The following is a 25531-nucleotide window of genomic DNA, read 5'->3' on the forward strand; positions in this document are numbered from 1 at the left end:
CAACCTGGCCCACCCCCAGAACCGGCAGTCTGAAAATCACCCAGCCCCCGCAGCACCCACCCCCGGAGCCGCCCCCGGCCCCCCACCCTCCCGAAAGCCCGCACCCCGTCCCCCGACCCCCAGAAGCCCCGCCCGCAACCGCCCCGCAATGTGCCGGATCAACCGGTCCAAGTCCCCGCAGTACACCGACGGATGCCCGAACCCGTCCCCCGCGTACCGGTGCGCGTACAACCCCCCGCCGCACACCCGCACCAACGGGCAGCCCCCGCAGACCGGCCCGAGCCCCGCGAGCCCGCGCTGACGGGCCCGGAAGGCCGGGTGCGCGGCCGCCCGCGCGAAGCCGTGCCGCCACACGTCCAGCCCCGTCCCCGGGGCGCCCTCGTACGCCACCTTGAGGCTGTCCGCCTGCTCGATCGTCCCGTCCGCCTCGACCACCACCAGGTCGACGGGCGCCAACCCGACCGCCTCGCTGGCCGCCCGCCCGCCGAGCAGCAGCACCGCCAGCTCCTCGAACAGCCGCACCCCGGTCTCCCGGCGCGGCGCGCCGTACCAGCGGTCGAAGGCGGCGATCAGCCACTCCCCGTACAACGCCGGCTCCGCACCCGACGGCGGCACGTCCGGCACCGCCCGCGGCGGCACGCCCGGCGGCGGCTCGCACCAGGTCGCGTGCGGCAGCAGCAGGTCGAGCCGGGGCGGCGCGAACTCCAGCAGCGCCTCGTAGGTGGCCACCGGGTCCGACGCCAGGTCGACCACGCACAGCAGCCCGGCGAACAGCTCCCGGTGCCGGTCCGAGCCGAGCAGCCGCACCGCCTCGGCGGTGCGCGCCCAGCTGCCCGCGCCGGACGGCAGCCGGCGGTGCCGGTCGTGGTCGGCCCTGGCGCCGTCCAGCGAGACCCCGACCGCGACCCGGTGGCGGTGCAGCACGTCGAACAGCGCCGGTTCGTCCAGCAGCCGCAGCCCGTTGGTCTGCACGGTGAACCGCACCCGGGGCCGGACGGCCGCCAACTCGCCCAGCAGCGCGTCCAGGTGGGCCGCACCGACGAGCAGCGGCTCGCCGCCGTGCAGCACCACGGAGACCTCGTCCAGCCCGTGCTCGGCCGCGTGCTCGTCGATCCGCCGGGCGGTGCGGCGGGCGGTCGCGAGCTCCATCCGCCGCGGCCGCTCGCGCCAGCTCTGGTCCGCGCCCTCGTACACGTAGCAGTAGTCGCAGGCCAGGTTGCACCGACTGTGGATCTTCAGCAGGAACTGCCGGAACGGCACCATGCCCGTGAGCCTAAGACCTGGAGACCCGGACCACCCGACCGGCCGTCACACGTGCGGCGGCTCCACGTCCGAGTCCAGCCGCGTCCCGGCCCGCACCGCGATCGTGGTCGGGTGCTCCTCCCCCAGGGTGAGCCGGGCCCGCCGGATGCAGTCCGCCCGCAGCTCCGCGGCCCGCTCGGTCTCCCCGAGGGCGGCCAGCGAGAGCGAGAGGTTGGAGTTGATGCCGATGGAGTCGTAGTGGTCCTGCCCGAGGGCCTCGCACATCAGCGGCGCGGCCTCCAGCTCCAGGTCGAGCGCCGCCTGCAGCTCCCCGCCCAGCGACAGGTCGTTGGCGTGGTTCATCATCGCGATCGGGATGTAGAGGTGGTGCGCGCCGAGGACGGTGCGAAACTGCGCCAGGGTACGGCCGGACAGCTCGCGCGCCTCCGCCGTGCGCCCCGCCAGCCGCAGGTACACCGAGAGGTTGTTGGCGCCGGCCAGCGTCACCGGGTGGGTCTCGCCCAGGTAGTCGCGGTACCGCGCGAGGGCCCGTTCGGCCAGCGGGATCGCCCGCCCGGTGTCGCCGAGCGCGTTGAGGTCGCTGGCCAGGTTGGTGGCGGCGGCCAGGGTGTCGGGGTGCTCGGCGCCGTTGATGTCCAGGTAGCGCTGGTAGATGTCCTCGTCGATCTCCAGCGCCTCGTGGTAGCGGCCGGCCCGGCGCAGCGCCACGGCGAGGTTCTTGCGGGCGCGCAGGGTGTCGGTGTGGCTGTCGCCGATGGTCTGCTGGTAGATCCGGACGGTCTCCTCCAGCAGGTCCAGGGCCTCCCGCAGCCGCCCGGTCTCGCGCAGGTCGCGGGCGTAGTTGGAGGCCGAGGAGAGCGCGTAGAGGCTGTGCGCGCCGAGCGCGTCGCGCTGCTGGAGGTAGTTGCTGCGGTGCCGTTCCAGGGCGGCCCGGCGGTCGCCGGCCAGGTAGTCGGAGACGGCGAGGTTGTTGGTGATCATCAGGGTCCGCGGGTGGTCCGGGCCCAGGGTGCGCCGGGCGGCGTCCAGGGTGCGGCGGTCGAGCGCCCGGGCCTCGTCGTACCGGCCGAGGAAGCGCAGGTCGGCGCCGAGGCTGTTGGCGACGGCGAGGGTGTGCGAGTGCTCCGGGCCCAGGGTCGCGGTGAAGCGCTCCAGGATGTCCCGGTCCATCTCGTACGCCTCCTGCAGGGCGCCCTGGGAGCGGCGGATGTTGCTCAGCTGGGTGCGCAGCATGAGCGTCTGGGCGTCGTTGTCGACGTCGAAGCCGGGCCCGCCGTAGCCGTCCTGGCGCCAGTGCTCCAGGGTCCGTTCGGCCAGTTCCCGGCCGGACTCGTGCAGGCTGCGCTTCCACTGGTAGCGCACCGAGTCGATGATCCACTGCCGGACGTCCTCGTCGGCGCTGTCGAGCGCCCCGGACGGCCAGAGGTGGGGCAGGAGTTCGGCGTACTCGGCCCAGTTCACGGGCACGTCCGGGTCGCCGGGGTTGGCGGTGGCGAGCGCGGCGTGGACGACGCCGCGCAGTTCGGCCCGCCGCTCCTCCTCGACCTGGTCCCGCAGCACCGCCTGGACCAGCCGGTGCACGGTGATGGTCTCGCTGCCCTGGTCGGTGCGGGCGAGCCCGAACCGGTTGATGGCGCGCAGGAACTCGCCGATCGCGAGCTTGTCGCGGGGCGCGCGCGGGGGCAGCCGCAGGGCGCGGGTGACGGCCCGGCTGTAGAGCAGCCGCATCGGGATGGCGTCCGGGCCGAAGAAGGCGCAGATCTCCAGGATCTGGGCGGCCGGGGCGTTCATCCGGCGCAGCTCCTCGACCGAGATGCGCCAGGTCGCGGCGGCCGAGTGCGGGTAGTCGGCGGCGCGCAGCCGGGTGCGCTCCAGCATCTCGGTGAGCTCTTCGTCGAGCAGTTCGAGGTAGGTGGCGATCGGCATCGACGTCTCCTGGAGCCAGACGGCGGCCTGGCCGACGGCGAGCGGCAGGTCGCCGAGGCGGTGCGCGACCTGGTCGGCGTCCTCCGAGGAGAGGCCGCCGTTGAAGCGGCGCAGCAGCCGGACGCTCTCCTCTCGGAGGAAGACGTCGACCTCCACCAGGCCGGCGTGCCGGGCCCAGCCCTGGTTGCGGGAGGTGATCAGCACGTGCCCGCCGGAGGAGCCGGCCGGCTGCCAGGGGGCGAGCTCCTCGGGGGTGCCGGCGTTGTCGAAGACGAGCAGCCAGCGGCGGTACGGCTGGCCGCGGCGCAGCGCGTCGAGCACGGCGGCGGCGGTGTGCGCGACGTCGTCGCTGGTGGGGACGCCGAGCCGGGGCGCGAGTTCGGCGAGCTTCTGCGGGATGTTGGCGGGCTCCTCGGCGGGCACCCACCAGACCACGTCGTACGCGGCCTTGAAGCGGTGCGCGTACTCGGCGGCGATCTGGGACTTGCCGGCGCCGCCGAAGCCGTAGAGCACCTGGCTGAGCACGGCGGTGGGCCCGCCGGTGAAGCGGTTGCGGAGCAGTTCCAGCAGCTTGCCGCGGCCGATGAAGGCGGCGTTGCGCGAGGGCGCGTCCTGGACCTGCGGGGCGGTGCCGGGGAACCGCGCGGGGGCGACGAACTCGCCGCTGTCGGTGTCGGGCTGGCGGTTGCTGCCGGGCGGCGGGCCGAACTCGGCGTAGAGCTGGGACTCGGCGCCGACCGCGGAGGAGCGGACCAGGTCGGGCACCGGCTGCCCGGCGAACGGGCGGGGCACCGGTTCGTCCGAGTCCTGGAGCCGGAAGGAGACCAGGGCGGGTGAACCGGAGGCCAGTTCGCGCCCCTGCAGGCCCTGCCAGACCTCGGCGGCGCGGGGCAGCGCGGTGTACTCGGGCGAGAGCAGCGCGAGCAGTCGGCCCTGGCCGTCGACCGGTCCGGCGACCTCCGGCGGCCGGGAGCCGGCGTAGGTCTCGGCGGCGCTGTGCAGGGAGGTCTGGTAGCCGAAGCGGGTGAGCGTCCCGGCGGCCCACTCGGCCCACATCCGGTCCTCGGGGGCGTAGCTGACGAACACCTGGCGCGGCACCGCGCGGGCGGAGCGCAGGTAGGCGCCGTAGAGCCGGCGGCGGGTCTCGGCGGTGAGCGGGCGCAGGGTGCGGACCCGGCCCTCGGTGATCCAGCCGGCCAGCCGTTCGAAGGCGTTGAGCAGGCTGCGGGCCTCCTGCGGCCGGTCGGCGACGGTGGCGGGCACCTCCTCGTAGGCGTAGAAGGGCTTGTACGGCACCTCGACGTCGGCCCAGTAGCCGGCCCGGCGGTCGCCGGCCAGCCAGCGGCCGAGGTAGGGGGCGAAGGCCTCGCGGGCGTAGTCGCGGCCGGCCTCCAGGCGCTCCTGCTCGGCGTCCTCGACCCGCATCGGCACCGGCAGCACCCGGATCGCGCGCTCCTCGGCCTCGGCGATGGCGCGGGCGGCGTCGACGCCGCCGCGGATGTTCTGGGCGCTGAAGGTGAAGCAGTCCACCACGGTGTCGGGCATCAGGACGGTGCAGATGCCGGAGGTGTCGCTGACGCCGGTGCGGCTGTCGATGAGGACGTAGTCGTACGCGCGGGCCCAGCGGTCGCGCAGCTCGCGCAGGAACTCGCCGCCGCGGATGTCCCGGCCGTGGTAGAAGCTGCGCCAGTTGAAGCTGGTGACGGCGGCGGCGTAGGCGGCGTTCTGCCGGCCGGCGGGCAGGAAGTCGAGCCGGCCGCCGGGCGGCAGGTCGAGGGCGAGGCCGCAGACGTAGCCGTCCAGCCGCCCGGGCTCGTCCAGCCAGGCGGCCGGGGACTGGCCGACCGGCCCGGCGGCGGAGGGCAGCGCCTGCCGGACGTAGGAGCGCAGCAGGTCGATCAGGCCGTCGGTGGAGTGCAGTTCGGGGTCGACCAGCAGCGGGTGGTAGTAGCGGTGGAGGCCGGGCGCCTCCAGGTCCCAGTCGACGACCAGGACGCGCAGTCCGCGGCTGGCGAGGATCCAGCCGACGTTGGCGAGCGCCATGGTGCGGCCGGTGCCGCCCTTGAAGGAGTAGAACGTGACGACCGATCCCGGTCCGCCGCGCTCCGGCTCCGGGCCGGGCTCAGTGGTCATCGTGCTTCTCCCCCCTCAGCGGGGCGGTGTCCTCGCCCCGTCTCTGGTGCGGCAGGTCCGTGGATCCCGGGCGGCCCCGGTCGACGCGTACGGTCCCCTGGCGGGGGCCCGGCGGGCCGGCCGGGATGGCCAGCCCGGGCATCGCCGGGCCGGTGTCCGGGCCGCCGCCGGGGCCGAAGCCGAAGGCGTCGCCGCCATCGTCCCCCCAATCCAGGTTGTCGTCCATGAGCTTGTTCTGGGCGACCGTCACCATGATGGTGAGCTCGTTGTCGAAGCTCTCCCGGCTCACTTTGACCCGGAACAAGTGCTCCAGGTCGCTCCGGCGCAGCCAGTTGCGCCGGAACACGTCGCGCACGCCCGCCCAGAGCGCGTCGCGCCCCGGCCCGTCGGCCGGGTCGTCGCTGCCGGCGGGCACCATCACGCCGGTGACCGGGTGGTTCTGCTCGTCATAGGCGCGCAGCGCGGTGCGGTAGCGCTCGCCGCCGGCCACCCAGGGGTCCACCAGCAGGATGCTGACCTGGCTGTCCTCGCGGGCCTGGTCGAGCTTGTCGGCGAGGGAGGCGTCGACCTCCTCCAGCGTGGTGGTGTGCCCGGCGCCGGTGATCACCTGCTGGGCGCGGGCGGCCAGCGACGGCTGGGTGGGCGGGTGGTACGGCGCCCAGTGCCAGGGCTTGGCGCCGTACCAGCCGCCCGCGCGGGAGCCGCCCGCGGCGGCGCCCTCCGAGGCGCGCCCGGCCGCGATGAACAGCCGCACCATCCCGGGCGCGGACGCCGCGGGCGGCGCCGCCGGGGGCGGGAAGTAGCCGCGCACGGCGCCGAGGTCGAACTCGGGCAGTTCGCCGAGCCGGCGCGCGGCCGCGTCCCGGACCCGCTCCGCGACCACCCGGACGACCTGCTCGTACGCCCCGGCCTGCGCGGTGCGCAGCAGCGCCCGCAGGCCGTGCCGGGCGTAGGCCTCGCCCATGTCCGGCTGGGCCCACTGGATCTTGTTCACCTCGTCGGCCAGGCCGCCCGGCTCGACGGGCTCCCAGAGCACCGGGACGAGCGCCGAGATGAGCTCCCCGGTGTCCTCGTGGTGGCGGCGGACCCGGCCGCGGAAGGCGGTCCACTCCTTGCCGCAGTAGAGGCTGGCGAAGTAGGCCGGGGAGTAGAGCGCGACCATGGTGCGGCTGCGGCCGAGCATCGTCGCCAGCTTCTCGGCCCAGTCGTCGCCCAGGCGCAGTTGTTCGGTGTCCCGGTAGGCCAGTTCCTCGACGCGCACGGCGGCGCCGACCATCCGGCCGAGTTCGTCCCGCAGGTCGTTGAAGAACTGGTTGACGAAGGCGTCCTCGGCCTCGAAGTCCCGGCGCGCGTAGCTGAAGAAGAAGTACGGCCGGTGTTGTTCGTGCTCCATCACCTGTTCCCCCCGTGCCCGACGGTCCGCGACGGCGCTGGTTTCATACCCCAGCATGTCGTGAACTCCACCGTCCACGCTGGAGAGTTGGCGGAATCGGCGGCCTCGGGGGGTTTAGCCGGTGGTCAGGCGCACTCGCCCGGTCGGGAGCGCTCCGGCGCTCGGGGGCGCGCCGACGGGGGCGCGGGCGCCCGGGGGGATCGGCGCGCCGGACGAGGGGGCGCGGGCGCCGGGCGGCGCGCTACCGGTCGAGGGCCGACTGGAAGGCGGCCAGCGGCTCCGCGCCGGGGGTCAGGGCGTCCGCGACCACCCGGCGCAACAGGTCGCCGAGGACGGTGTCGGGCAGGGCGTCGAGTTCGTCGAGCGGCAGGGCGGCGACGTCGACCAGGTCAGAGCCGAGTCCAGCGGCGGTTTCCGCACCGGTGACGCCCATCAGTCCCTCACTCGATCGTGTCGGCACAGCGGGCTGCCGGCCGGAAGTGCATCGGCCCAGGTCCGCGACGGGCATCCTACACCCGGGCCGTGACGGTCCATCAGCTCCGCGCGGACGCCGCGCGGAGGCCGTGGGCCGAACGGATCACGGGCAGAGCCGCTCCACCCGCCACCCCGTCGGGCCGGACGGATCGGCGACGTAGCGGAGCCGGTCGTGCAGGCGGTTCTCCCGGCCCTGCCAGAACTCGACGCTCCGCGGCACCACCCGGTACCCGCCCCAGAACGGCGGGACGGGCACGCCCTCGCCCTCCGGGTAGCGCCGCTCCAGCTCGGCGTAGCGCTGTTCGAGGACCTCCCGGCCGCCGACCGGGCTGGACTGCTCGCTGGCCCAGGCGCCCAGCTGGGAGCCGTGCGGGCGGGTGCGGAAGTAGGCGGCGGTCTCGTCCCGGCCGACCTTCTCCACCCGGCCCTGGACGATCACCTGGCGGGCCAGCGCGATCCACGGGAACAGCAGCCCGGCGTACGGGTTGGCGGCCAGTTCGGCCCCCTTGCGGGAGCCGTAGTTGGTGAAGAAGACGAAGCCGCGCAGGTCGTAGCCCTTGAGCAGGACGGTGCGGGAGCTGGGCCGCCCCTCGGCGTCGGCGGTGGAGAGCACCATCGCGTTGGGTTCCACCACCCCGGCGTCGTCCGCCTCGTGGAACCAGCGGGTGAACTGGCCGATCGGCTCGGGCGCGAGCTGCTCCTCGACCAGGCCCTCGTGGCTGTAGTGCTTGCGCATCACGGTGAGGTCCGGGCCGGGGCGGGCCTCGTCGGCCAGGATCCGGTAGGCGGGGCTCGGGGGCGTCGACTGGGCGCGATCCGGGGTCTGCACGCCAACATCATCCCGTACGACAAGCAACGGGGACCGCTTCCTCCGGACAAACCTCGGCGGGAGATAAGGTGTCCCGCCACCGCTTGGCCGCCCGCCATGCGGGGAATTGTCCGGAACGAGCCGTTTTGGTTCCGGGCCTCCGGGGCGCGGACGACCCCCCGACGGGAAGACCGACCGGGCCCGCGGGAAACATCACCATGGTGGTGTATGGCGCAATGCACCCCGTGCCTGTCACCCTGGCACCGAGTGCCAAACACCATTCGGTCACTGGCGCGCCGCCCCACCACGGCGGGTGCGCCGATCGCGGAACTGAACTGAAGGAGCCGTCGCATGTCCGATTTCGTACCCGGGCTTGAGGGAGTCGTCGCGTTCGAGAGCGAGATCGCCGAACCCGACCGTGAAGGCGGCGCCCTGCGGTACCGCGGTGTCGACATCGACGACCTGGTGGGCAACGTCTCCTTCGGCCACGTCTGGGGCCTGCTGGTGGACGGCAAGTTCAACCCCGGCCTGCCGGCCGCCGAGCCGTTCCCGATCCCCGTGCACTCCGGCGACATCCGGGTCGACGTGCAGTCGGCCCTCGCCATGCTCGCCCCGGTCTGGGGCCTCAAGCCGCTGCTGGACATCGACGCCGAGCAGGCCCGCGACGACCTCGCCCGGGCCGCCGTGATGGCGCTGTCCTACGTCGCCCAGTCGGCCCGCGGCCAGGGCCTGCCGATGGTCCCGCAGAGCGAGATCGACAAGGCCGAGACGGTCGTCGAGCGGTTCATGATCCGCTGGCGCGGCGAGCCGGACCCGAAGCACGTCAAGGCCGTCGACGCCTACTGGACCTCGGCCGCCGAGCACGGCATGAACGCCTCCACCTTCACCGCCCGGGTCATCGCCTCCACCGGCGCCGACGTCGCGGCCGCCCTCTCCGGCGCGGTCGGCGCGATGTCCGGCCCGCTGCACGGCGGCGCGCCGTCCCGGGTGCTCGGCATGATCGAGGAGATCGAGCGCACCGGCGACGCGACCGCCTGGGTCAAGAACGCCCTGGACAAGGGCGAGCGCCTGATGGGCTTCGGCCACCGCGTCTACCGCGCCGAGGACCCGCGCGCCCGCGTGCTGCGCCGCACCGCCAAGGAGCTCGGCGCGCCGCGCTTCGAGGTCGCCGAGGCGCTGGAGAAGGCCGCCCTGGAGGAGCTGCACAACCGCCGCCCCGACCGCGTGCTGGCCACCAACGTCGAGTTCTGGGCCGCCATCATGCTGGACTTCGCCGAGGTCCCGGCGCACATGTTCACCTCGATGTTCACCTGCGCGCGCACCGCCGGCTGGTCGGCGCACATCCTGGAGCAGAAGCGCACGGGCCGGCTCGTGCGCCCGTCCGCGCGCTACATCGGCCCCGGCCCGCGCCGCCCCGAGGAGATCGAGGGCTGGGACGCCATCGCCCGCTGACCGCCCCCGCGGGATACCGGACGAGCGTCCGGTCAGCACCCCTGAGCAGCGGGTCCGGCTCCGGCCGGGCCCGCTGTCGCCCGCCCGCGACCGGCCCGCGAGCAGCCAAGATCACAGTCTCAGCGGGCGGACGACCGTACCCCGCGGGACCCCCGGCCGGTAGGCTGCGCGCGTGGCTCAGATCCAGATCCCCGCTGACATCAAGCCCGCAGACGGCCGTTTCGGCTGCGGACCGTCCAAGGTGCGCCCCGAGGCCCTGAGTGCCCTCGCCGCCACCCAGACCTCCCTGCTCGGCACCTCGCACCGCCAGGCCCCGGTCAAGAACGTGGTCAAGCGCGTGCGCGAGGGCGTGAGCAGCCTCTTCTCGCTGCCGGACGGCTACCAGGTCGTCCTCGGCAACGGCGGCTCCACCGCCTTCTGGGACATCGCCGCCTTCGGCCTGGTGCGGGAGAAGTCCCAGCACCTGGACTTCGGCGAGTTCTCCTCGAAGTTCGCCTCCTCGGTCAAGGCCGCGCCGTGGCTCGGCGAGCCGACCGTGATCAAGACCGCCCCGGGCACCCACCCGCTGCCGGTCGCCGAGGCCGGCGTGGACGTCTACGGGCTCACCCACAACGAGACCTCGACCGGCGTCGCGATGCCGATCGCGCGCCCGGCCGGCGCGGACGAGGGCTCGCTGGTCCTGGTGGACGCCACCTCGGGCGCCGGCGGCCTGCCGGTGGACATCACCGAGACGGACGTCTACTACTTCGCCCCGCAGAAGTCCTTCGCCTCCGAGGGCGGCCTGTGGCTGGCCACCTTCTCCCCGGCCGCCCTGGAGCGCGCCGCCGAGATCGCCGGCTCCGGGCGCTACGTCCCGCCGTTCTTCTCGCTGCCGACGGCCATCGACAACTCGTCGAAGGACCAGACGTACAACACCCCGTCGATCGCCACCCTCTTCCTGCTGGCCGACCAGCTGGAGTGGATGAACGGCAACGGCGGCCTGGACTGGGCGGTCGCCCGCACCGCCGACTCCTCGTCCCGGCTGTACTCCTGGGCCGAGAAGTCCTCCTTCGCCACCCCCTTCGTGGCGAACCCGGCCGAGCGCTCCCAGGTCGTCGGCACCATCGACTTCGACGAGTCGGTGGACGCCGCCGCGGTCGCCAAGGCACTGCGTGCCAACGGCATCGTGGACACCGAGCCGTACCGCAAGCTGGGCCGCAACCAGCTGCGCATCGCGATGTTCCCGGCGATCGACCCGGCGGACGTCGAGGCGCTCACCCACTGCATCGACTACGTGGTCGAGCAGCTCTGACCCGGCCCCCGAGGACACGGCCGAGGGCCACCGCCGACGGGCGGTGGCCCTCTCGCCGTTCCGGAGCCGGGGCCCTTCGGCCTGCCCGGCCACTGCGGCTTCGCGGTCGACGCGGGCCGACGCGGGCCGACGCGGCTAGCGTCCGACCAGCGAGCTGATCAGCACGACGACCAGCATCAGCACCAGGGTGCCGGAGACGATGCGCATACGAGTCTTGGGATCCACGGTCAACGAGCGTACCTCCGGCTCATCCGGGACTCCGCCCGGGCCCTGCCCCGGGGGCGCCCCAGGAGCTCAGCCCCAGTCCGCCAGCGGCCAGCTGCGCAGCGTCTCGTAGTGCGCGGCGCCGCCGCCCAGGCCGCTGCGCACCAGGTGCAGCTCGGCGGCCGTCCACTCCGGCCCCCGGTAGCCGGCCAGCGCCGCCACCATGCCGTCCAGCTCGGCCGCCGCGACCCGCTGCACGGCCCGCCGGTGGCCGCGCGAGGAGCCGGCCCGGGCGAGGGTGAGGTGCGGGTGGAAGGCGAAGTCGTCGGTCGCCCCGGTGACCTCGGCGGTGGCCTCGGTCACGGCGTCGGCCAGCCGGCGCAGCGCCCAGGTCTGGCCCTCGACGCCGGCCCAGAGCACCCGGTCGCCGAACCGGCCCGCGCCCGCGATCCGCAGCCGGTGCACCGAATGCACCTCGCTGACGGCGGCCAGGCCCGCCTCCAGCTCCGGCAGCCGCTCGGCCGGCACCTCGCCCAGGAAGGCCAGGGTCAGGTGCCAGCCGTCGACGCCGGTCCAGCGCAGCCGCTCCGCCCCGGGCAGCTCCCGCAGCGGAGCGACGGCGTCGAAGAGCCCCTGCAGCGCCCCGGCCGAGGGCAGTACCGCCACGAACAGCCTCATGGACCAATCTTCCCGCGCCCGGCGGTCTGGGGTAGAACGTTCTTCCATGAAGATCCGCAACGGGGGCCCCTCGGACGTCCCCGACATCCTGTCCCTGCTCGACGGTGCCGTCTCCTGGCTGACCGCCCAGGGCCGCACCGGCCAGTGGGGCGACCAGCCGTTCAGCACCAACCAGGCCCGAATCGACCAGGTCTCCTCGTACGCCGAGGAGCCGTTCCTGATCCGCCTCGCCGAGGACGGGGACGGCCGCACGGTCGGCTGCTGCGTGCTCTCCGAGGACCGCGGCCGGTGGATCCCCGCCGTGGACGAGCGCGAGCTGTACGTCCGCAACCTGGTCACCGACCGCGACCGCAAGGGCTCCGGCATCGGTGCCGCGCTGATCGCCGACGCGATCGAGGAGGCCCGCCGGCGCGGCATCGGCCTGCTGCGGGTGGACTGCTACGGCGGCGCCGACCGCAAGCTGGTCGGCCGCTACCGGGCGCTCGGCTTCACCGAGACCGTGGCGTTCGAGGTCGACCAGCCGCACGGCGTCTGGCCCGGCCAGGTTCTGGAGATCCGCCTCTGACCCGAAGTCCCCACCCTGGTTTCCCCGAAGGCCGACGAGGACCTCGGGGAAACCCGACTCTCCGTCAGCAGGCCGGGGCGAGCTCGGACTTGTTGGTCGCGCCGGCGCGCGGCACGAAGGCCACCACCCGGCCGCCGCGGCCCGGGTGCAGGTCGAACCGCACCCGCAGGTCCGCGCTGCGGGCCAGCACCAGACCGACCGCGCCGGCCGCCGCCGCGGACACCAGCCCGCAGGCCAGCAGGCCGAGCCGGGGCCCGTACGAGGCGGTGACCCAGCCGACGATCGGGGCGCCGATCGGCGTGCCGCCGGTGAAGACCAGCACCAGCAGGCCCATCACCCGGCCGCGCACCTCGGGGTCGGTGGCCAGCTGCAGCGAGGCGTTGACCGAGGTGTTGAAGGTCAGCCCGAAGACCCCGATCAGCATCAGCAGCAGCGCGAAGGTCCAGTAGTCGGGCGCGAACGCGGCGACCACCTCCAGCGTGCCGAAGGCCAGCGCGGCGCCGACCAGCCGGCGCAGCCGCGGCGCGCCCCGGCGGGCGGCGAGCAGCGCACCGGTCAGCGAGCCGATCGCCATCGCGGTGTTCAGCAGGCCGTACTGGCCGGCGCCCACCTCGAAGGTGTCGTACGCGAACCCGGAGAGCAGTGTCGGGAAGTTGAAGCCGAAGGTGCCGATGAACCCGGCCAGCACCATCGGCCAGAGCAGTTCGGGCCGCTCCCTGACGTACCGCAGGCCCTCGCGCAGCTGTCCCTTCTCGCGGGCGATCGGCTCGGTCGGACGCAGTTCGCCCTCCCGCATCGCGAGCAGTCCGCCGATCACGGCGGCGAAGGACAGCGCGTTGACGGCGAACGCCCAGCCGCTGCCGACCGCGGCGATCAGCAGGCCCGCGACGGCGGGGCCGACCAACCGGGCGGTCTGGAAGTTGGCGGCGTTCAGGCTGACGGCGTTGGCGAGGTCCTTGGGCCCGACCATCTCGGAGACGAAGGCCTGCCGGGTCGGGTTGTCCACGACCGTGACCAGGCCGAGCAGCAGCGCGAAGGCGTACACGTAGTACGGCGTCACCACGCCGCCGACGGTCAGCACCGCGAGGCCGGCGGCCAGCAGGCCCATCGCGCCCTGGGTGTAGATCAGCAGCCGGCGCTTGGGCATCCGGTCCGCGAGCACGCCGCCGAACAGGCCGAGCAGCAGCATCGGCAGGAACTGCATGGCGGTGGTGATGCCGACCGCGAGCGGGCTGCCGGTGAGGCTCAGCACCAGCCAGTCCTGGGCGATCCGCTGCATCCAGGTGCCGGTGTTGGACACCACCTGGCCGGCGAAGTAGTAGCGGTAGTTGCGAACGCGCAGTGAGGAGAACATCCCCCGGGGCCGGGTGAACTCGGCGCCTGTGGGAGACGTGGCCGGGCGGGTCCGGCCGGGAGCGGCGGGGTCCGCCGCGGTGCGTTCGTCGGGGTCGTCGTCGCCGTTGCCGGGCAGTCCCGCGGGGGCGGGGGCCTGGGCGTCGGCGGTCGCGGTGGCCGCGGCGGGGTGGGTGGTCGGGTCGTCGGTACGGATGGCGGCGCTGGCTGCGGCCGGCGGTGTCACGGTGGTCTCCCCTCGTGGCGGGGGGGGCCGGGCGGGGGGGGGGGGGCGCCCGGGGGGGGGGGGGGGGGGCGGGGGGGCGGGGGGGGGCCCGCCGGGCGGGGGGGGGGGGGGGGGGGGGGGGGGGGGGGGGGGGGGGGGGGGGGGGGGGGGGTCCGGGGGGGGGGGGGGGGGGGGGCGGGGGGTGCCGGGGGGGCCCCCCCGGGGGGCGCGCGGGCCTGGGGGGGGGCCGCCCCGCTCCTGGTGTCGGTGGTCGGTCCTGCGGTGATGCGGTGCTCCTCGTTCTTCCGGCGGCTTGCCGGATTCGGTGTGCCTAGAGGTGTGCGAGCTTGTAGAGCACGGGCGCGGCCTCCCTGAGGACGGCCCACTCCTCCTCGTCGAGCCCCTGGGCGAGCTCGGCGAGCCAGACGTTCCGGCGTCGACGACTCTCCGCGAGGATCGTCTCGGCCTGCTCGGTGCTGCTGACGACCACCTGTCGGCGGTCCTCGGGGTGCGGCTCGCGCCGCACCAGCCCCTTCTCCTCCAGCATCGCGACGATCCTGGTCATCGAAGGGGGCTGCACGTGCTCCTTCCGGGCGAGCTCACCCGGCGTCGCCTTTCCGCACCGGGCGAGGGTGCCCAGCACTCCCATCTCGGTGGGACTCAGCGACTCCTCCACCCGTTGGTGTTTGAGTCGTCGGGAGAGGCGCATCGTGGACGATCGCAGCTGACTGACCGCTGCGAGGTCCTGCTCGGACATCTCGGGCATCTCTTTAGCTTACGTCATTACTCTCGCTAAGGAAAATGGGATTCCGCCGCCGTGCCGGAGGGTCACTGTCCTGTCGCTGTGATGGCTTCACCGTCCTGAGTTACCTTGCTTGTGATCTTTCAGTGCTCAGGGTTACCTTCCGCCTGCTGTGCCGTTGCTCCGTTCGTGAGTGTCGGGCTACGCGTCCTGCCTGGGGGCACACACGAGACGTCCGTTGGCGGGTTCGAGGTCGGGTACAGCAGGCGTGTCGGTAGCGAGGTCCGGCTGCCATTGGCAGACGCGTGGGCAGTACCCTTCGAGGATGCTGCTCCGGCACGCGAGATCCGGTCGTACAAGGGCCAGCACAATCTCCCAGACCGGTGGTGGTCGTCCACAGTGGAACGCCATGTCGGCTACGAGTCGTGGCTGGAGCGGGATCACGTGCTGCTGCTGGACTTCGATCCGGCGGTCGTTGGGATCACCTCGCAGCCGTTCTGGCTCTTCTGGACGACCGACGAGGGTCGGAGCCTGTCCCACGCACCCGACTACTTCGCCCGCCAGTGCGACGGGTCAGCGGTGGTCGTGGACTGCCGGCCGATTGAACGCAGGAAGCCACGTGACCTGGTGAATTCGAGGCCACACGCCACGCTTGTGAGGTGCTCGGCCGGGAGTACCGGTTGGTCGGTGCGCCTGACTCCGTCCTGGTGAGCAACATGCGGTGGCTGTCGGGATACCGGCGCCCCCGTCACCACCTGACGGATGTTGCCCACGCTCTTCGTGACGTCTTCAGCCAGCCACGGCCTGTCATGGACGGAGCCCAGGTGGCAGGGGATCCGATCGCGGTCCCTTCCGGTGCTGTTTCACCTGCTGTGGCGTCATGAACTCTTGGCGGAAACATCCGTACCGCTGCATGCGTTGAGCATGGTCCGTCCCGCGGAGCGTAGCTGATGGGCCGCCGGGTTCGCCCCGGTACTGCGGCCGGGGGATTGGGTCGTCTACGACGGTGGCGAGCACCAGGTCGTCGCACTGGCTGGAACGGCGATCCGTCTGCGATCTCTGGACGGGCCTGACCAAGTCGTGCTCGCGTCGTTCCCAATGGCCGCCCCCGACTTCGCAGTCGTGGGCTCCGATGCGCCTCCCTCACTGGAACCGTTCACGCCGTTGGACAGCCTGCCTGAGCGGGTCCTGGCTGATGCCCGGAATTGGGAACGACACGTGGTGGAGGTCGAGACGGGGCTCCCACCTGAAGCGCCGCCGGGCACCCAACCGTGTCCGGAGTTCGACCCGCAGAACCAGTCGGTCGTGCAACGCACCGAGGCGAAGGCTGCCGAGTTGGGCGTGAGCACTCGAACTGTCCAAACCAAGCGGTCCAAGTACACGAGTCAGGGCCTATGGGGCCTGGTCGATCAGCGCGCGGTACAGGAGTGGGAAGCGACGGGCCGGGCAGACGCCCGGCTGATCGAGGTGATCCGCCAGGCACTGGACGCGGAGACCGATGTCTCGGCGGGCACCCGTTCGAGGCTGATCCGTCGGGTGGTCAATGCGGTGGAGGCGACGTACGGCCCGGAGTGGTTCCGCAGCCGAGCCGGAGCACGTTCTACAAGCTCGTCGACGTGCTTTCCACCGGCCGTCACACCTTCGGCTCGGCGGTGACCCGACGGCAGACAGCGAATCGTCCAGCGGGAACGTTCACCCCGACGCTCGCCGCAAGGCCTGGTGAGCAGGTGCAGATCGACTCCACCCCGATCGACGTGATGGTGGTGGTGGACTCCGGGCAGACCATTCGCGCCGACCTGCCCATTGTGGTCGATGTTGCCACCCGGACCTTCTGTGCGGCCGCTCTCCGGCCGGTCGGCACGAAAGCGGTGGATGCAGCGCTGCTGCTGGCCAAAATGCTGGTCCCTGAGCCGATGGCCAGGCTGGTCCCCCTCGCTGCGGATGGCCGCCTCGCAGCTGCCGCATGCCCGCCTGCTGGACGTGGATGCTCGGATGGAACAGGCCGCCGCCCGGCCAGTGATCGTCCCGGACACGATCGTCATCGACGGCGGGAAGGTATTTCTATCGGACACCATCGTCGAGGCCACGTTCAGAGCGATCAACACCTTTGTTCTGTCAGCACGTCGCCGGCTACATGGGGCCGAACGTCTCCCGCCGCGGCGCGAACGTTGAGGCTGATGCCCTGGACCGTCCCTGAGCTCCAGAACTTGTTCGACGAGTGGCTGATCGCGGGCTGGCAAGCCCGGCCTCATGACAGCCTCCGAAACCCATACCGGCCGAAACGGGCGATGTCGCCGAACGAGAAGTACACGTCGCTCGTGCAGGCATGCGGCTACCTTCCGCTCACACTGTCCGGTGAGGACTATCTGGAGCTTCTGCCAGTCAGCTGGCGACAGATCAACGACTCGAGAATACTCTCCAGGGCAAACTAGCGCATTAGTAAAATTACCACACGAGAGTAGCATTGAACGCAATTCCCGCAGTGCATTGTGATATGGCCGCAACCGCCGCGCAGGATCCAACATTCTCCGCCACCGCCGCGTGGCGCCCGCGATAGAGCGCGCTTGGAATCCAAAGTTTGAGCGGATTGAGGGGTGCATCTGGCACAGCAAAGACACAAGCGTGAATCTCATGAGGAAAACATCCACAGAAAGGAATTCACATGACTTGCCATCAGAATAGCGTGGTCCCCTCAGCTGGCTCCTCGACAACGGGTCGTGCACGGACTACATCAATACCAGCCCTCCTCGCCCAACTTCGAAAGTCCTTCCCAGCCTTATAGATCGTCGAATCACCCCATCCTGCCCCATATCCAGCACACATAAGCAAGCCAAGCTCATGATTGTTAACGCGCGGATCCTTACGCAGCAACTCTAGAGCCGCGGAGCCGCCTGGGATCGACCTGATCGCCTCAATGATGGAACCTGGAACGATATTCCCATTTCCATCGGCGACATTTGACGAGATGTACAATAACCCATTGCTCTCGGATGCAAGCTTCAGGGTAATCAATTCCCGCATGGCCATCCGCTTTGCCCTGCTCCAAGAGCTGGTAACCTTCAAAGCAACTGAACCATTTGCCAGTTCGGCCAGGAGGTCAAAAGCTGGCTTAGGAGTTCTGAGAACGAATCCCTTCGCCCGCCCGGGCGACTGGCGAGAACGCAACGATCCTCGCGGTACGTGACCATCTGGCGGAAGGTAAAGCCTATCGTTTTCGAAGACGGCAAGACCCGCATAGTCAAACCAGAGGGCAAAGCACCGCGCATAGCCAAGCCATGATGGGGGCTGGGCAGCTACCGCCGGGAAAGCATTCGTAAGTTCTCGGGCATATGCTGCCGCCGCAACGCCATTACCACCCCGCTCAGCCAAGCTCGTGAATGACGAGTAGGCCCTATTTCTTTTAAGTGCTGCCGCAACCCTGCGCCGGATCTCAGTTTCAATGCTATCCGCGTTGATCACGTCGTCAAGAATCTTAACACGCTGGGGCTCATATGCCGTAAGGCCGAAGAGGCGCGGCTCACGCGACCGATTATAGATGACTTTCGTGCTGACGCCGAGATCTGTCGCAAGATCCGATACGGTGGCATCGCCTCCCAGCTCCAACACGGCAAAGATCAGTTCTGCCACGGCTCGCGGACTCTGTCGAACAATATAAGAGTCCTCGATTGGCACGCGCCCTGTGTTAAGAAAGTCCCTAAAGGTATCCCAGTAAGTATCCAGCTTTTCTGCGACCGCTACAACCAGGCGCGAGTCCAGAAGAGACTGAATCGCGGCACCATTGTACTTTTCGGTCACATCGACTGCGGAGACTGGAGCGAACCTGGCGATGTGCCTAAGCGCATCACTCTCAATCGGTGAAAGACCCGCCAGATCCGAGTCGAACAAGCTCTGCACGTTAAGAGACTCACTCACCAGCTGCTCTTGCGTCTTCTGGCGAGTCTCAAGCTCACTAATAATGTGGCCGCTCAACTTCTTAAAGAGCCACGGAAGGCCCTGGGAGTACTCTCGAATCCGCTGGCGCAAGTCTCGGGAAATTCTCACGCCAAGCCTGTGCTCAAGTCTCCTGAGTAGAGCGTCCACTTCCTGAGCACCCATTGGCCCAACGGAAACAAATGTGCTATTGCTTCGAATTTCATCACGCAGGCGAAATGGATGCGACTCTGTCCAGGCAACCAAGTCGGTTTTCCAGGCGAAACCCACCATGAGCGGGATTCCTGAATCCGGCACCATCAATGCCAGATCACGGAATTCTCGCGTTACGTCTTCGCTCTGGAAAACATTCTCGAATTGATCAAAGAAGATCAGGATCGGACGCCCATCATCCGCCCAGCGGGCGCGCCTCAAGGTCCAGATAGAGCTAGCCAGGCTGGCCCACGACGAATCGCTGGGAAGCGTTACGAGTCCGTGCTCTTGCGCTTCATTGGCAGCTTCGCGCAAGACTTCTGATACAAATCTCGGATTTGTGGCCGTTCGACTATCTACTACGATAGAGTAGCCGCGCTCGTCCTCTACAATTCTCTGAAGCTGTAGCGCAAGCGAACTCTTCCCCCAGCCGGACTGAGCATTCAAGACTAGCGTCCCGGAACGCTTCCGCACGAACCCCTTTAGGTCCAGGATCGTTGATTCTCGACCCACGAAGTACTCTGGCGAAGCAGGAAGCTGGTACTCAAAATCGGCCGAACTTCCACGCACCCTTACGATCGTGAATGGGAAAATATCCTCGCGCTCTTCGTGCGTTTCTACCTTCCCTAGATCTGAGACTGTCTTTATGGGCAGGCCGGCAGCATAGACTTCCCCCTTCAATAGGGACTTTACGCTGGCAGGCACCCTGGATCCGCTGGCAGACCAAATAAGGATCGAGTCCGCCCGATGAGACTCTGGGTCAAGAATCTTTACACATGTGAAGATTCCATCTTCCGCAATAATGATAGCCGGATCACTATGCGCGGGAACAATTGGGGTCAACTGTGAAAGTTCGGAAATTAGCCCGCGCCCGCGCAGTAGCTCAACAATGTCAGAAACATTGAAGTATCTAAAGAGCTTATCCATGGCTGCGGCTTTTCTGGATACTTCTTCCCCTTGCGCAACAAGCCTCGGGATTACAAACAGGTAGCCGGAGACGTTCGGATCGCCTTCATATCGCGCTAGCTGCAGCTTCCCCAGGAATGACGTGCATGCTTGGGCTTTCACATTCGACGTGTAAGATTTGCACTCAACAATCGCAGACTGCCCGCCGATGGAGCTTGTGGCAGCTATGTCGATTTCGATGCCATCCGCCGTTACATTCAAGTCTCCTACGGTTGGCGCTTCATAGCCATACTCATGCAATAGGAGGGCGACGAACTTCTCAAAGAGGCGGCCCTTTGAATTATTCTTCGCTGCGGTTGTGTCTCCTGATGCCAGCACCAGGACCTGATAGTCCTGGACCACTACGCGCTCCATGGCCACCATCATAGGGGCCACTAGTGACATCGTGAGTCCGTACTTCGTTGTCCCTCTCGCTAGTTGATGTTCATTCAGCTCGGCGTGCAGAGCTGAAGGCCAGCTCAACGAAGCCAAGCCTTGGGCTCACGTGGCACCACACCCGTTGGAACCATGGATCGGCAGCCTGCCCGTTCCGCTCTGGTCTGAGAACGCTGTCGTGGCCCAGATCTGAAGAGTTCGGCTGGACACGCGAACCAGAGGTAGGTAGCCCTACCATTCACCCGCCAGGTCGGCGAGCGTGCCAAGTGTTCCGATGGGGGAGACAGGACAGTCACCCCGGTGCCATATTGGGTCTTGGGCCCCAGCTCTCGACTCCCAGAAGGGCCGACCTGCCATGTCCGACCTCGCCACCGAGCAGTCCGAGCGGTCCGAACGGCCGCGGCCGTCCGAGCGGTCCGAGCGGTCCGAGCGCACCGGGCCCGGCGACACCGGCTTCGCCCGGCTCGCCATGGTCACCATCGACTGCGCCGACCCGGTCGCGCTGGCCGCGTTCTACGGCGAGCTGCTGGGGTGGGAGACCAGGCACGCGGACGAGCACTTCGCGATCCTGGACAACCCGGAGGGCGGCAGCCCGCTGGGCTTCGGCCGGGTGACCGGGTACCGGCCGGAGCCGTGGACGGAACCGGACGGCAGCAAGCACTTCCACCTCGACTTCTACGTCGACGACCTGGACGAGGCCACCGCGAAGGCCCTCGCGCTCGGCGCCACCGAGCCCGCCTACCAGCACGGCCGCACACTGCGGGTGCTGATCGACCCGGCCGGCCACCCGTTCGGGCTAGCCCCGCTGGAGTGAGCACCGAACGGGCCCTGGGGGGCGGTGCGCAGGCGGTGTCAGGGGTTGGTGCCGGGATCATGCAGGCCTCGTAAAGGTCCTTTCTGACCTGGCACTTCACGAAAAACACGAACATTGTGCGACTACCGGGCAGTGGCTACTCTGCCCGATTGTCAGGGGCACCACATGACAGGCTCCTTCCCGCGGGACCACGCTCCCGTTCCGGTGCCCGTTGCCGCGCGCCTTCCCCGGCCAGCCGCGTCCGCTCACGCCCTGGTGCCCTCAACCCTCGTCCAGGGAGCTCTATTGGGTGCGATCCACCATGCCGACCACGGCTGGGTGACCCCGGCGGTCTCGTACTTCGTCGCCTGCGTCGGCGCCTTCGTCGCGCTGCGCAGCGCCCGCTGGGCACTCGTCTCCCAGGGCCGCACCCGGGCCGTCTGGCTGCTGTTCGCCTCGACCTCGCTCGGGGCCGGGATCTGGTCCATGCACTTCATCGCGATGCTCGGCTTCTCCGTGACCGGCGTCGAGATCAGCTACCGGCCCGGCCTGACCGTGCTCAGCCTGCTGGTCGCCGTCGCCGTGGTCGGCGTCGGGCTCTTCACCGTCGGGTACTGGCGACGGCACCCTGCCCTGGCGCTGCTGGTCGGCGGGCTGACCACCGGTCTCGGGGTCGCCGCGATGCACTACCTGGGCATGGCCGCGATGGTGCTGCCCGGCCGGCTCGGCTACGACCGGCTCACCGTGGCGGCCTCGGTGGTGATCGCCGTGGTCGCGGCCACGGCCGCGCTCTGGGCCGCGCTGAACATCCGGGGCACCATCGCCGTGCTGGCGGCGGCGCCGGTGATGGGCGTGGCGGTCTGCGCGATGCACTACACCGGCATGGCGGCGCTCTCCGTCCACCTGGACTTCTCGCGCTCCACCGAGGACGGGGTGATGGCGCTCCAGTTCATCTTCCCGCTCGGGGTCGGGCTCGGCTGCTACGTGTTCTTCGGCTCGCTGGCGTTCGCCGTCTCGCCGAGCCGGTCCGACGCCCAGCCCCTGCTGGCCGGTCCGGCCGCCCCGCTGCCCCCGCGTGCCCCCGGGGCCGCGCGGGCGGCGCGCACCCCGGGCGGCCCGGACAGCCCACTGGTCCCGCCGCAGCAGCGGCGGCGGCGGCCGGTGGGCGGGGCGACCCGGCGCTGACGCGCCGGGTCGGGAGCGGGGCCCGATCGGGCGCCCGGCCGGGCCCCCCACCCCGGCCGGGCGTCGCCCGCTCCCCCTGACGACGGCCCGGGCCGCACGACCGCCCAAGGCCGTACGGCTACTCGGGCCGCCCGAGCAGCCCCGCCACGTGCTCCGGCGTGGCCACCGGGCAGACCTTGTGCACGAAGTCCCGCCGCAGCGCGTGGTACGGCTCGCCCGCCCGGTAGAAGTTGGCGTGCATCCGGCGCAGTTCCTCCGCCCGGTACTCGGCCAGCGGCTTCTCCTCCTCGTCGGCCGCGCGGCGGCGCTTCTTGTCCACCAGCCGCCCGGTGAGCTCCGGCGAGGCGGCGATCCGGGCCGCCTCGCGGGCCGCCCAGCGGCGGAATCCGGCCGCGTCCCCGCCGACCGTACGGTCCACCAGGCCGAGCCGGCGGGCGTGGTCGGCGCCGACCGGCAGCGCCTCGGTGGTGAGCCGCTCGGCCTGCTCGGCGCCGACCCGGCGGGGCAGGGTGTACGTCCAGTACTCGGAGCCGTACAGGCCCATCAGCCGGTAGTGCGGATTGAGCACCGCCGACTCCCGGCACCACACCTCGTCGGCGGCGAGCGCCATCATCAGCCCGCCGGCCGCCGCGTTCCCGGCCAGCGCCGCCACCGTCACCTTGTCCGTCGTGGTCAGCACCGCCTCGACGAAGTCGTCCATCGCGTTGATGTTCTCCCACGACTCCAGCGCCGGGAAGGCCGCGCCCTGGATGACGTTGAGGTGGATCCCGTTGGAGTAGAAGTCCCGGGGCGCGCCGAGCACCAGCACCGAGGTCGGCCGCTCGGCCGCCGCCCGGTAGGCGGCGAGCAGCCGGCGGCACTGCTCGGTGCTCATCGCCCCGCCCGCGTAGGCGAATTCGAGGAAGCCGACGTCGCCCTCCTCGCGGTAGCGCAGCTCCGACCAGGTGTCCCGGCGGCCCGCCGCCTCCGGGCTCACCGGCACCTCGCGGACCCGGTGCAGCTCGTCGGCGAGCACGGTGGCGGCCGGCAGCTTGAAGGTGGCCGGCCCGCCGGGAGTGCGGCGCGGGCGCAGCTGGGGTATCCACACCGCGCCGTCCACGGTGGCCCGGCAGATCGCGCCGTCCCGGGTGGCCAGCACGGCGCCGGGCACCGGGCCGCGCAGCTGGTCCTCGGGGTGGCCGCCGTGCAGGAAGAACTCCCGTCCGTACAGCTCGTCCAGGACGCCGGGCTGGGAGTCGGCGGCGCGCAGGCGGCGCAGCACGGTGGCGGTGTCGTCCCGCTCCCAGTCGATCCGCCGCTCCTCCTGGCGCAGGAAGGGCCGCGGTTCGCCGTGCACGTCCGGCCGGGAGTAGTCCAGCGGTTCGGGGGTGTACACCCCGCCCTCGTAGCGCTGGACGGCCAGCAGGACGGCCTCGACGGCTGCGTCCGCGAGCTCGCCCCGGTACAGCTCGCTCTTGCCGCAGGCGGGGACGGGGAACTCGACGGAGGCCCAGATGTCGCCGGCGTCCATCTCCTCGACGGCCTGCAGCACGGTGACCCCCCAGCGCTCCACCCCCTCGGTGATCGCCCGGTCGAGCGAGGAGGGGCCGCGGTCGCCCTTGGGCCCCGGGTGGACGATCAGGACGGTCCGGGTGGACCAGATGTCCTGCGGGACGGCCTTGGTGAGCATCGGGCAGACGATCAGCTCGGGATCGGTGCGGGCCACCCCCGCTCTCATCTGCTCGTCGCCGAGGGCGAGTTGGACGGCGACCTGGTGGCCGCGCTCGCGCAGGGCGGTGTGGACGCGCTGGGTCAGGCTGTTGAACGCGCTGGCGATCAGGAGAATGCGCAAGGAGGGCCTCCGGCGGGAACTGGGGTCGCGCGCAGGCGATGAAACCAGGGCATGGACACGTAATGATTACGGTCCGTACCTCGGCGCTCTACTCTCACGCACCCCGCACACCTGTGCGCCGCGCTTCGCCGGATCTCCCCAAGTCCCCGTTGCGGTGGAGTACCCTCCCGTGCCACGCCTCCCGCCTCCCGGCTCCGGCACGACGGCCCCCGGAACGCCGACCGCGGGACGACGGCTCAGCGCGGGAACGCCCGGCGGGCCCGCCAGGTGGTGTGCTCCCGGGAGACCGCGTCCTCCGCGTCGGCGGCCAACCGGGCCCAGCTCGCCTCGGCGTCCGGCGCCCGGAGGTCGAGGTCGGACAGCTGGTTGCCGACGTTCTCCAGCTCGCGCGCGGCCAGCTGGTACGCGGCGGCCAGCGGGCCGAGCTGCTTGAGCTGCGTCCAGGCGATGATCGCCGCGGCCGCGGCCGAGCTGGCGCCGAAGAGGTGCACCGACAGCGCGCCGGTGGCCTGGGCGACGGCCGCCGCCGCGCCGACGATGATCAGCACCGCGATGCCGAGCCCCCAGGAGACCGCCTGCGAGTCGCAGGCCTCGGCCCGGGAGCGGTACCAGGTGCGCTGGCCCTCGACGCGGGTGCGCAGGTAGAGGGTGCGCCGCGCGGTCAGGTTCCCGGCGCGCTGCCGGCGCATCTCCGGGGTGATCTCGGCGACGCTGCCGGGCGGCACGATCTCCGGGTCCTCGAAGGCCCGCAGCACGTCCTCGACCTGGAGCAGGTAGCCGCGGTCCACGTCCGCGGACTCGGCCGGGCCGTCGAACGGCCGGGCCCGGACGGTGTACTTCCAGGCGAGCGTCTTGACCGACTCGGCCGCCGCCCGGGCCTGGTACCAGCGGCCCTGCGGGTTGCCGCGGCGCAGCCGGGACCAGAAGTAGCCGGCCACCAGGAACGCGGCCACCGAGAACAGCGGCCAGACGTCGAAGTCGCCCTTGTCGTCCGGGCCGGGGAACGACCCGATCACGGCGGCGACCACCAGCATCGCGATCAGTCCGCGGTACCAGCGCAGCGTCTCGCGCTGGCCGTCCAGCGAGGCCTTGTCCGCCGTCCAGAACAGCTCCGGCAGCAGCTGTGCCTCGACGCCCCCCGGCGGATCCTGTTGCACCATCGGTCGAGCCCCCTCCCCCTTCTCCGTCCAGCCAGTATTCCCGTCGGCAACTCGCCTACACGGGTGCCTTTTTGACAACTTCTGACGGCCGACCGTTGATCCGCCGCCCTGTAACCGATATAAACAGTTACATGCCGCTGCACTGGAAGCTCGTCATCGACTGCACCGACCCGCACCGCCAGGCCGCCTTCTGGGCCGCCGCCCTGGAGTACACGCTGGAGGACCACAGCACGCTGATCACCCGGCTGCTCGCCGCCGGCGCGGTCGGCCCGGAGGCCCTCACCGAGCTGGACGGCCGTCCGGCCTGGCGCTCGCTGGCCGCCGTCCGCCATCCCGAGGACCCGTTCGACCCGGCCTCGGACACCGGCCTCGGCCGCCGTGTCCTGTTCCAGGCCGTCCCCGAGGCCAAGCAGGGCAAGAACCGCCTGCACCTCGACGTCCACCCCGGCCCGGGCGAGCGCGCGGCCACCGTCGCCCGCCTCGAAGGCCTCGGCGCCTCGGTCCTGCGCCAGGTCGAGGAGCCCGGCGGCGCCTGGACCGTCATGCGGGACCCGGAGGGCAACGAATTCTGCGTCCACTGACCGGTGGACCGCCCGCGGAAACGCCGTGGCC

At 70.8% G+C, this 25531-nt stretch carries 20 protein-coding genes; 9 read left to right on the plus strand and 11 right to left on the minus strand.

Translation table 11 applies throughout. From position 1 onward, the window contains the following. Positions 1-36 precede the first annotated feature (36 nt). The 5 genes from ACIQI7_RS36190 to pdxH form a co-directional block, all read right to left on the minus strand. Entirely contained in the window at positions 37-1263 is a 1227-nt protein-coding gene (locus tag ACIQI7_RS36190; protein WP_401118381.1) for an FxsB family cyclophane-forming radical SAM/SPASM peptide maturase, read from the minus strand. A 45-nt stretch (positions 1264-1308) separates the two neighbouring features. After that, positions 1309-5322 carry an FxSxx-COOH system tetratricopeptide repeat protein gene (fxsT, locus tag ACIQI7_RS36195; protein WP_401118384.1) on the minus strand — a complete coding sequence of 1338 codons (4014 nt, stop codon included), beginning with the start codon at positions 5320-5322 and terminating at the stop codon, positions 1309-1311. Then, a complete protein-coding gene (locus ACIQI7_RS36200; RefSeq protein WP_401118386.1) occupies positions 5312-6715 on the minus strand; it encodes a TIR-like protein FxsC in 1404 nt (467 codons plus the stop codon). Before ACIQI7_RS36200 ends, fxsT begins: the two co-directional genes overlap by 11 nt. A gap of 241 nt (positions 6716-6956) precedes the next feature. After that, entirely contained in the window at positions 6957-7148 is a 192-nt protein-coding gene (fxsA, locus tag ACIQI7_RS36205; RefSeq protein WP_049656076.1) for an FxSxx-COOH cyclophane-containing RiPP peptide, read from the minus strand. Between the two features lie 144 nt (positions 7149-7292). Then, positions 7293-7925, minus strand: coding sequence for a pyridoxamine 5'-phosphate oxidase (gene pdxH, locus ACIQI7_RS36210; protein WP_401118518.1), 633 nt, complete (start codon positions 7923-7925; stop codon positions 7293-7295). 423 nt (positions 7926-8348) lie between these two features. On the opposite strand from pdxH, the gene ACIQI7_RS36215 reads away from it, so the two are divergent. Further along, entirely contained in the window at positions 8349-9449 is a 1101-nt protein-coding gene (locus ACIQI7_RS36215) for a citrate synthase 2 (protein WP_380447642.1), read from the plus strand. Positions 9450-9621: 172 nt separating this feature from the next. Then, positions 9622-10740 carry a phosphoserine transaminase gene (gene serC, locus ACIQI7_RS36220; protein ID WP_401118389.1) on the plus strand — a complete coding sequence of 373 codons (1119 nt, stop codon included), beginning with the start codon at positions 9622-9624 and terminating at the stop codon, positions 10738-10740. Positions 10741-11034: 294 nt separating this feature from the next. Here serC and thpR read toward each other — a convergent pair whose 3' ends face one another. After that, positions 11035-11622, minus strand: a complete 588-nt coding sequence (gene thpR / locus ACIQI7_RS36225) for an RNA 2',3'-cyclic phosphodiesterase (protein ID WP_401118395.1) — start codon at positions 11620-11622, stop codon at positions 11035-11037. Between the two features lie 46 nt (positions 11623-11668). Here thpR and ACIQI7_RS36230 point away from each other — a divergent pair, with 46 nt between their 5' ends. Beyond that, entirely contained in the window at positions 11669-12187 is a 519-nt protein-coding gene (locus ACIQI7_RS36230) for a GNAT family N-acetyltransferase (RefSeq protein WP_401118398.1), read from the plus strand. A 64-nt stretch (positions 12188-12251) separates the two neighbouring features. On the opposite strand, the gene ACIQI7_RS36235 is transcribed toward ACIQI7_RS36230, so the two are convergent. Next, positions 12252-13541, minus strand: coding sequence for an MFS transporter (locus ACIQI7_RS36235; RefSeq protein ID WP_401118521.1), 1290 nt, complete (start codon positions 13539-13541; stop codon positions 12252-12254). A 535-nt stretch (positions 13542-14076) separates the two neighbouring features. Further along, positions 14077-14511, minus strand: coding sequence for a MarR family transcriptional regulator (locus tag ACIQI7_RS36240; protein WP_359905720.1), 435 nt, complete (start codon positions 14509-14511; stop codon positions 14077-14079). 165 nt (positions 14512-14676) lie between these two features. Between ACIQI7_RS36240 and ACIQI7_RS36245 the strand changes: the two genes are divergently transcribed. From ACIQI7_RS36245 to ACIQI7_RS36255, 3 genes are all read left to right on the plus strand, one after another. Next, a complete protein-coding gene (locus ACIQI7_RS36245) occupies positions 14677-15198 on the plus strand; it encodes a TnsA-like heteromeric transposase endonuclease subunit (protein WP_401118401.1) in 522 nt (173 codons plus the stop codon). 507 nt (positions 15199-15705) lie between these two features. Continuing rightward, positions 15706-16143, plus strand: a complete 438-nt coding sequence (locus tag ACIQI7_RS36250) for a hypothetical protein (protein ID WP_401118403.1) — start codon at positions 15706-15708, stop codon at positions 16141-16143. After that, positions 16104-16919: a hypothetical protein gene (locus ACIQI7_RS36255; RefSeq protein ID WP_401118405.1), complete on the plus strand. Its 816-nt coding sequence runs from the start codon at positions 16104-16106 to the stop codon at positions 16917-16919. Before ACIQI7_RS36250 ends, ACIQI7_RS36255 begins: the two co-directional genes overlap by 40 nt. Positions 16920-17160: 241 nt before the next feature. On the opposite strand, the gene ACIQI7_RS36260 is transcribed toward ACIQI7_RS36255, so the two are convergent. Continuing rightward, positions 17161-19929, minus strand: a complete 2769-nt coding sequence (locus ACIQI7_RS36260; protein ID WP_401118408.1) for a restriction endonuclease — start codon at positions 19927-19929, stop codon at positions 17161-17163. A gap of 376 nt (positions 19930-20305) precedes the next feature. Here ACIQI7_RS36260 and ACIQI7_RS36265 point away from each other — a divergent pair, with 376 nt between their 5' ends. Beyond that, positions 20306-20764, plus strand: coding sequence for a VOC family protein (locus ACIQI7_RS36265; RefSeq protein ID WP_401118409.1), 459 nt, complete (start codon positions 20306-20308; stop codon positions 20762-20764). A gap of 285 nt (positions 20765-21049) precedes the next feature. Further along, positions 21050-21928, plus strand: a complete 879-nt coding sequence (locus ACIQI7_RS36270) for an MHYT domain-containing protein (protein ID WP_401118412.1) — start codon at positions 21050-21052, stop codon at positions 21926-21928. Between the two features lie 118 nt (positions 21929-22046). Here the strand turns inward: ACIQI7_RS36270 and ACIQI7_RS36275 are convergent, their stop codons facing one another. Both ACIQI7_RS36275 and ACIQI7_RS36280 read right to left on the minus strand, forming a co-directional pair. After that, the gene (locus tag ACIQI7_RS36275; protein ID WP_401118414.1) at positions 22047-23759 is read right to left on the minus strand and encodes a hydrogenase maturation protein; all 1713 of its coding nucleotides are present in this window, start codon (positions 23757-23759) and stop codon (positions 22047-22049) included. A 236-nt stretch (positions 23760-23995) separates the two neighbouring features. Beyond that, positions 23996-24919, minus strand: a complete 924-nt coding sequence (locus ACIQI7_RS36280) for a DUF4231 domain-containing protein (RefSeq protein ID WP_387760408.1) — start codon at positions 24917-24919, stop codon at positions 23996-23998. A 131-nt stretch (positions 24920-25050) separates the two neighbouring features. Here ACIQI7_RS36280 and ACIQI7_RS36285 point away from each other — a divergent pair, with 131 nt between their 5' ends. Continuing rightward, the gene (locus ACIQI7_RS36285; protein ID WP_401118416.1) at positions 25051-25500 is read left to right on the plus strand and encodes a VOC family protein; all 450 of its coding nucleotides are present in this window, start codon (positions 25051-25053) and stop codon (positions 25498-25500) included. Positions 25501-25531 lie beyond the last annotated feature (31 nt).

It is taken from the genome of Kitasatospora sp. NPDC092039, assembly GCF_044756065.1.
Taxonomy (GTDB): Bacteria; Actinomycetota; Actinomycetes; order Streptomycetales; family Streptomycetaceae; genus Kitasatospora.

Coding starts and splice junctions, on each gene's coding strand:
- ACIQI7_RS36190 (WP_401118381.1), bottom strand. CDS start 1,263: ATGGTGCCGTTCCGGCAGTTCCTGCTGAAGATCCACAGTCGGTGCAAC.
- fxsT (WP_401118384.1), bottom strand. CDS start 5,322: ATGACCACTGAGCCCGGCCCGGAGCCGGAGCGCGGCGGACCGGGATCG.
- ACIQI7_RS36200 (WP_401118386.1), bottom strand. CDS start 6,715: ATGGAGCACGAACAACACCGGCCGTACTTCTTCTTCAGCTACGCGCGC.
- fxsA (WP_049656076.1), bottom strand. CDS start 7,148: ATGGGCGTCACCGGTGCGGAAACCGCCGCTGGACTCGGCTCTGACCTG.
- pdxH (WP_401118518.1), bottom strand. CDS start 7,925: ATGCGCAAGCACTACAGCCACGAGGGCCTGGTCGAGGAGCAGCTCGCG.
- ACIQI7_RS36215 (WP_380447642.1), top strand. CDS start 8,349: ATGTCCGATTTCGTACCCGGGCTTGAGGGAGTCGTCGCGTTCGAGAGC.
- thpR (WP_401118395.1), bottom strand. CDS start 11,622: ATGAGGCTGTTCGTGGCGGTACTGCCCTCGGCCGGGGCGCTGCAGGGG.
- ACIQI7_RS36230 (WP_401118398.1), top strand. CDS start 11,669: ATGAAGATCCGCAACGGGGGCCCCTCGGACGTCCCCGACATCCTGTCC.
- ACIQI7_RS36235 (WP_401118521.1), bottom strand. CDS start 13,541: ATGTTCTCCTCACTGCGCGTTCGCAACTACCGCTACTACTTCGCCGGC.
- ACIQI7_RS36240 (WP_359905720.1), bottom strand. CDS start 14,511: ATGCCCGAGATGTCCGAGCAGGACCTCGCAGCGGTCAGTCAGCTGCGA.
- ACIQI7_RS36260 (WP_401118408.1), bottom strand. CDS start 19,929: ATGGAGCGCGTAGTGGTCCAGGACTATCAGGTCCTGGTGCTGGCATCA.
- ACIQI7_RS36265 (WP_401118409.1), top strand. CDS start 20,306: ATGTCCGACCTCGCCACCGAGCAGTCCGAGCGGTCCGAACGGCCGCGG.
- ACIQI7_RS36280 (WP_387760408.1), bottom strand. CDS start 24,919: ATGGTGCAACAGGATCCGCCGGGGGGCGTCGAGGCACAGCTGCTGCCG.
- ACIQI7_RS36285 (WP_401118416.1), top strand. CDS start 25,051: ATGCCGCTGCACTGGAAGCTCGTCATCGACTGCACCGACCCGCACCGC.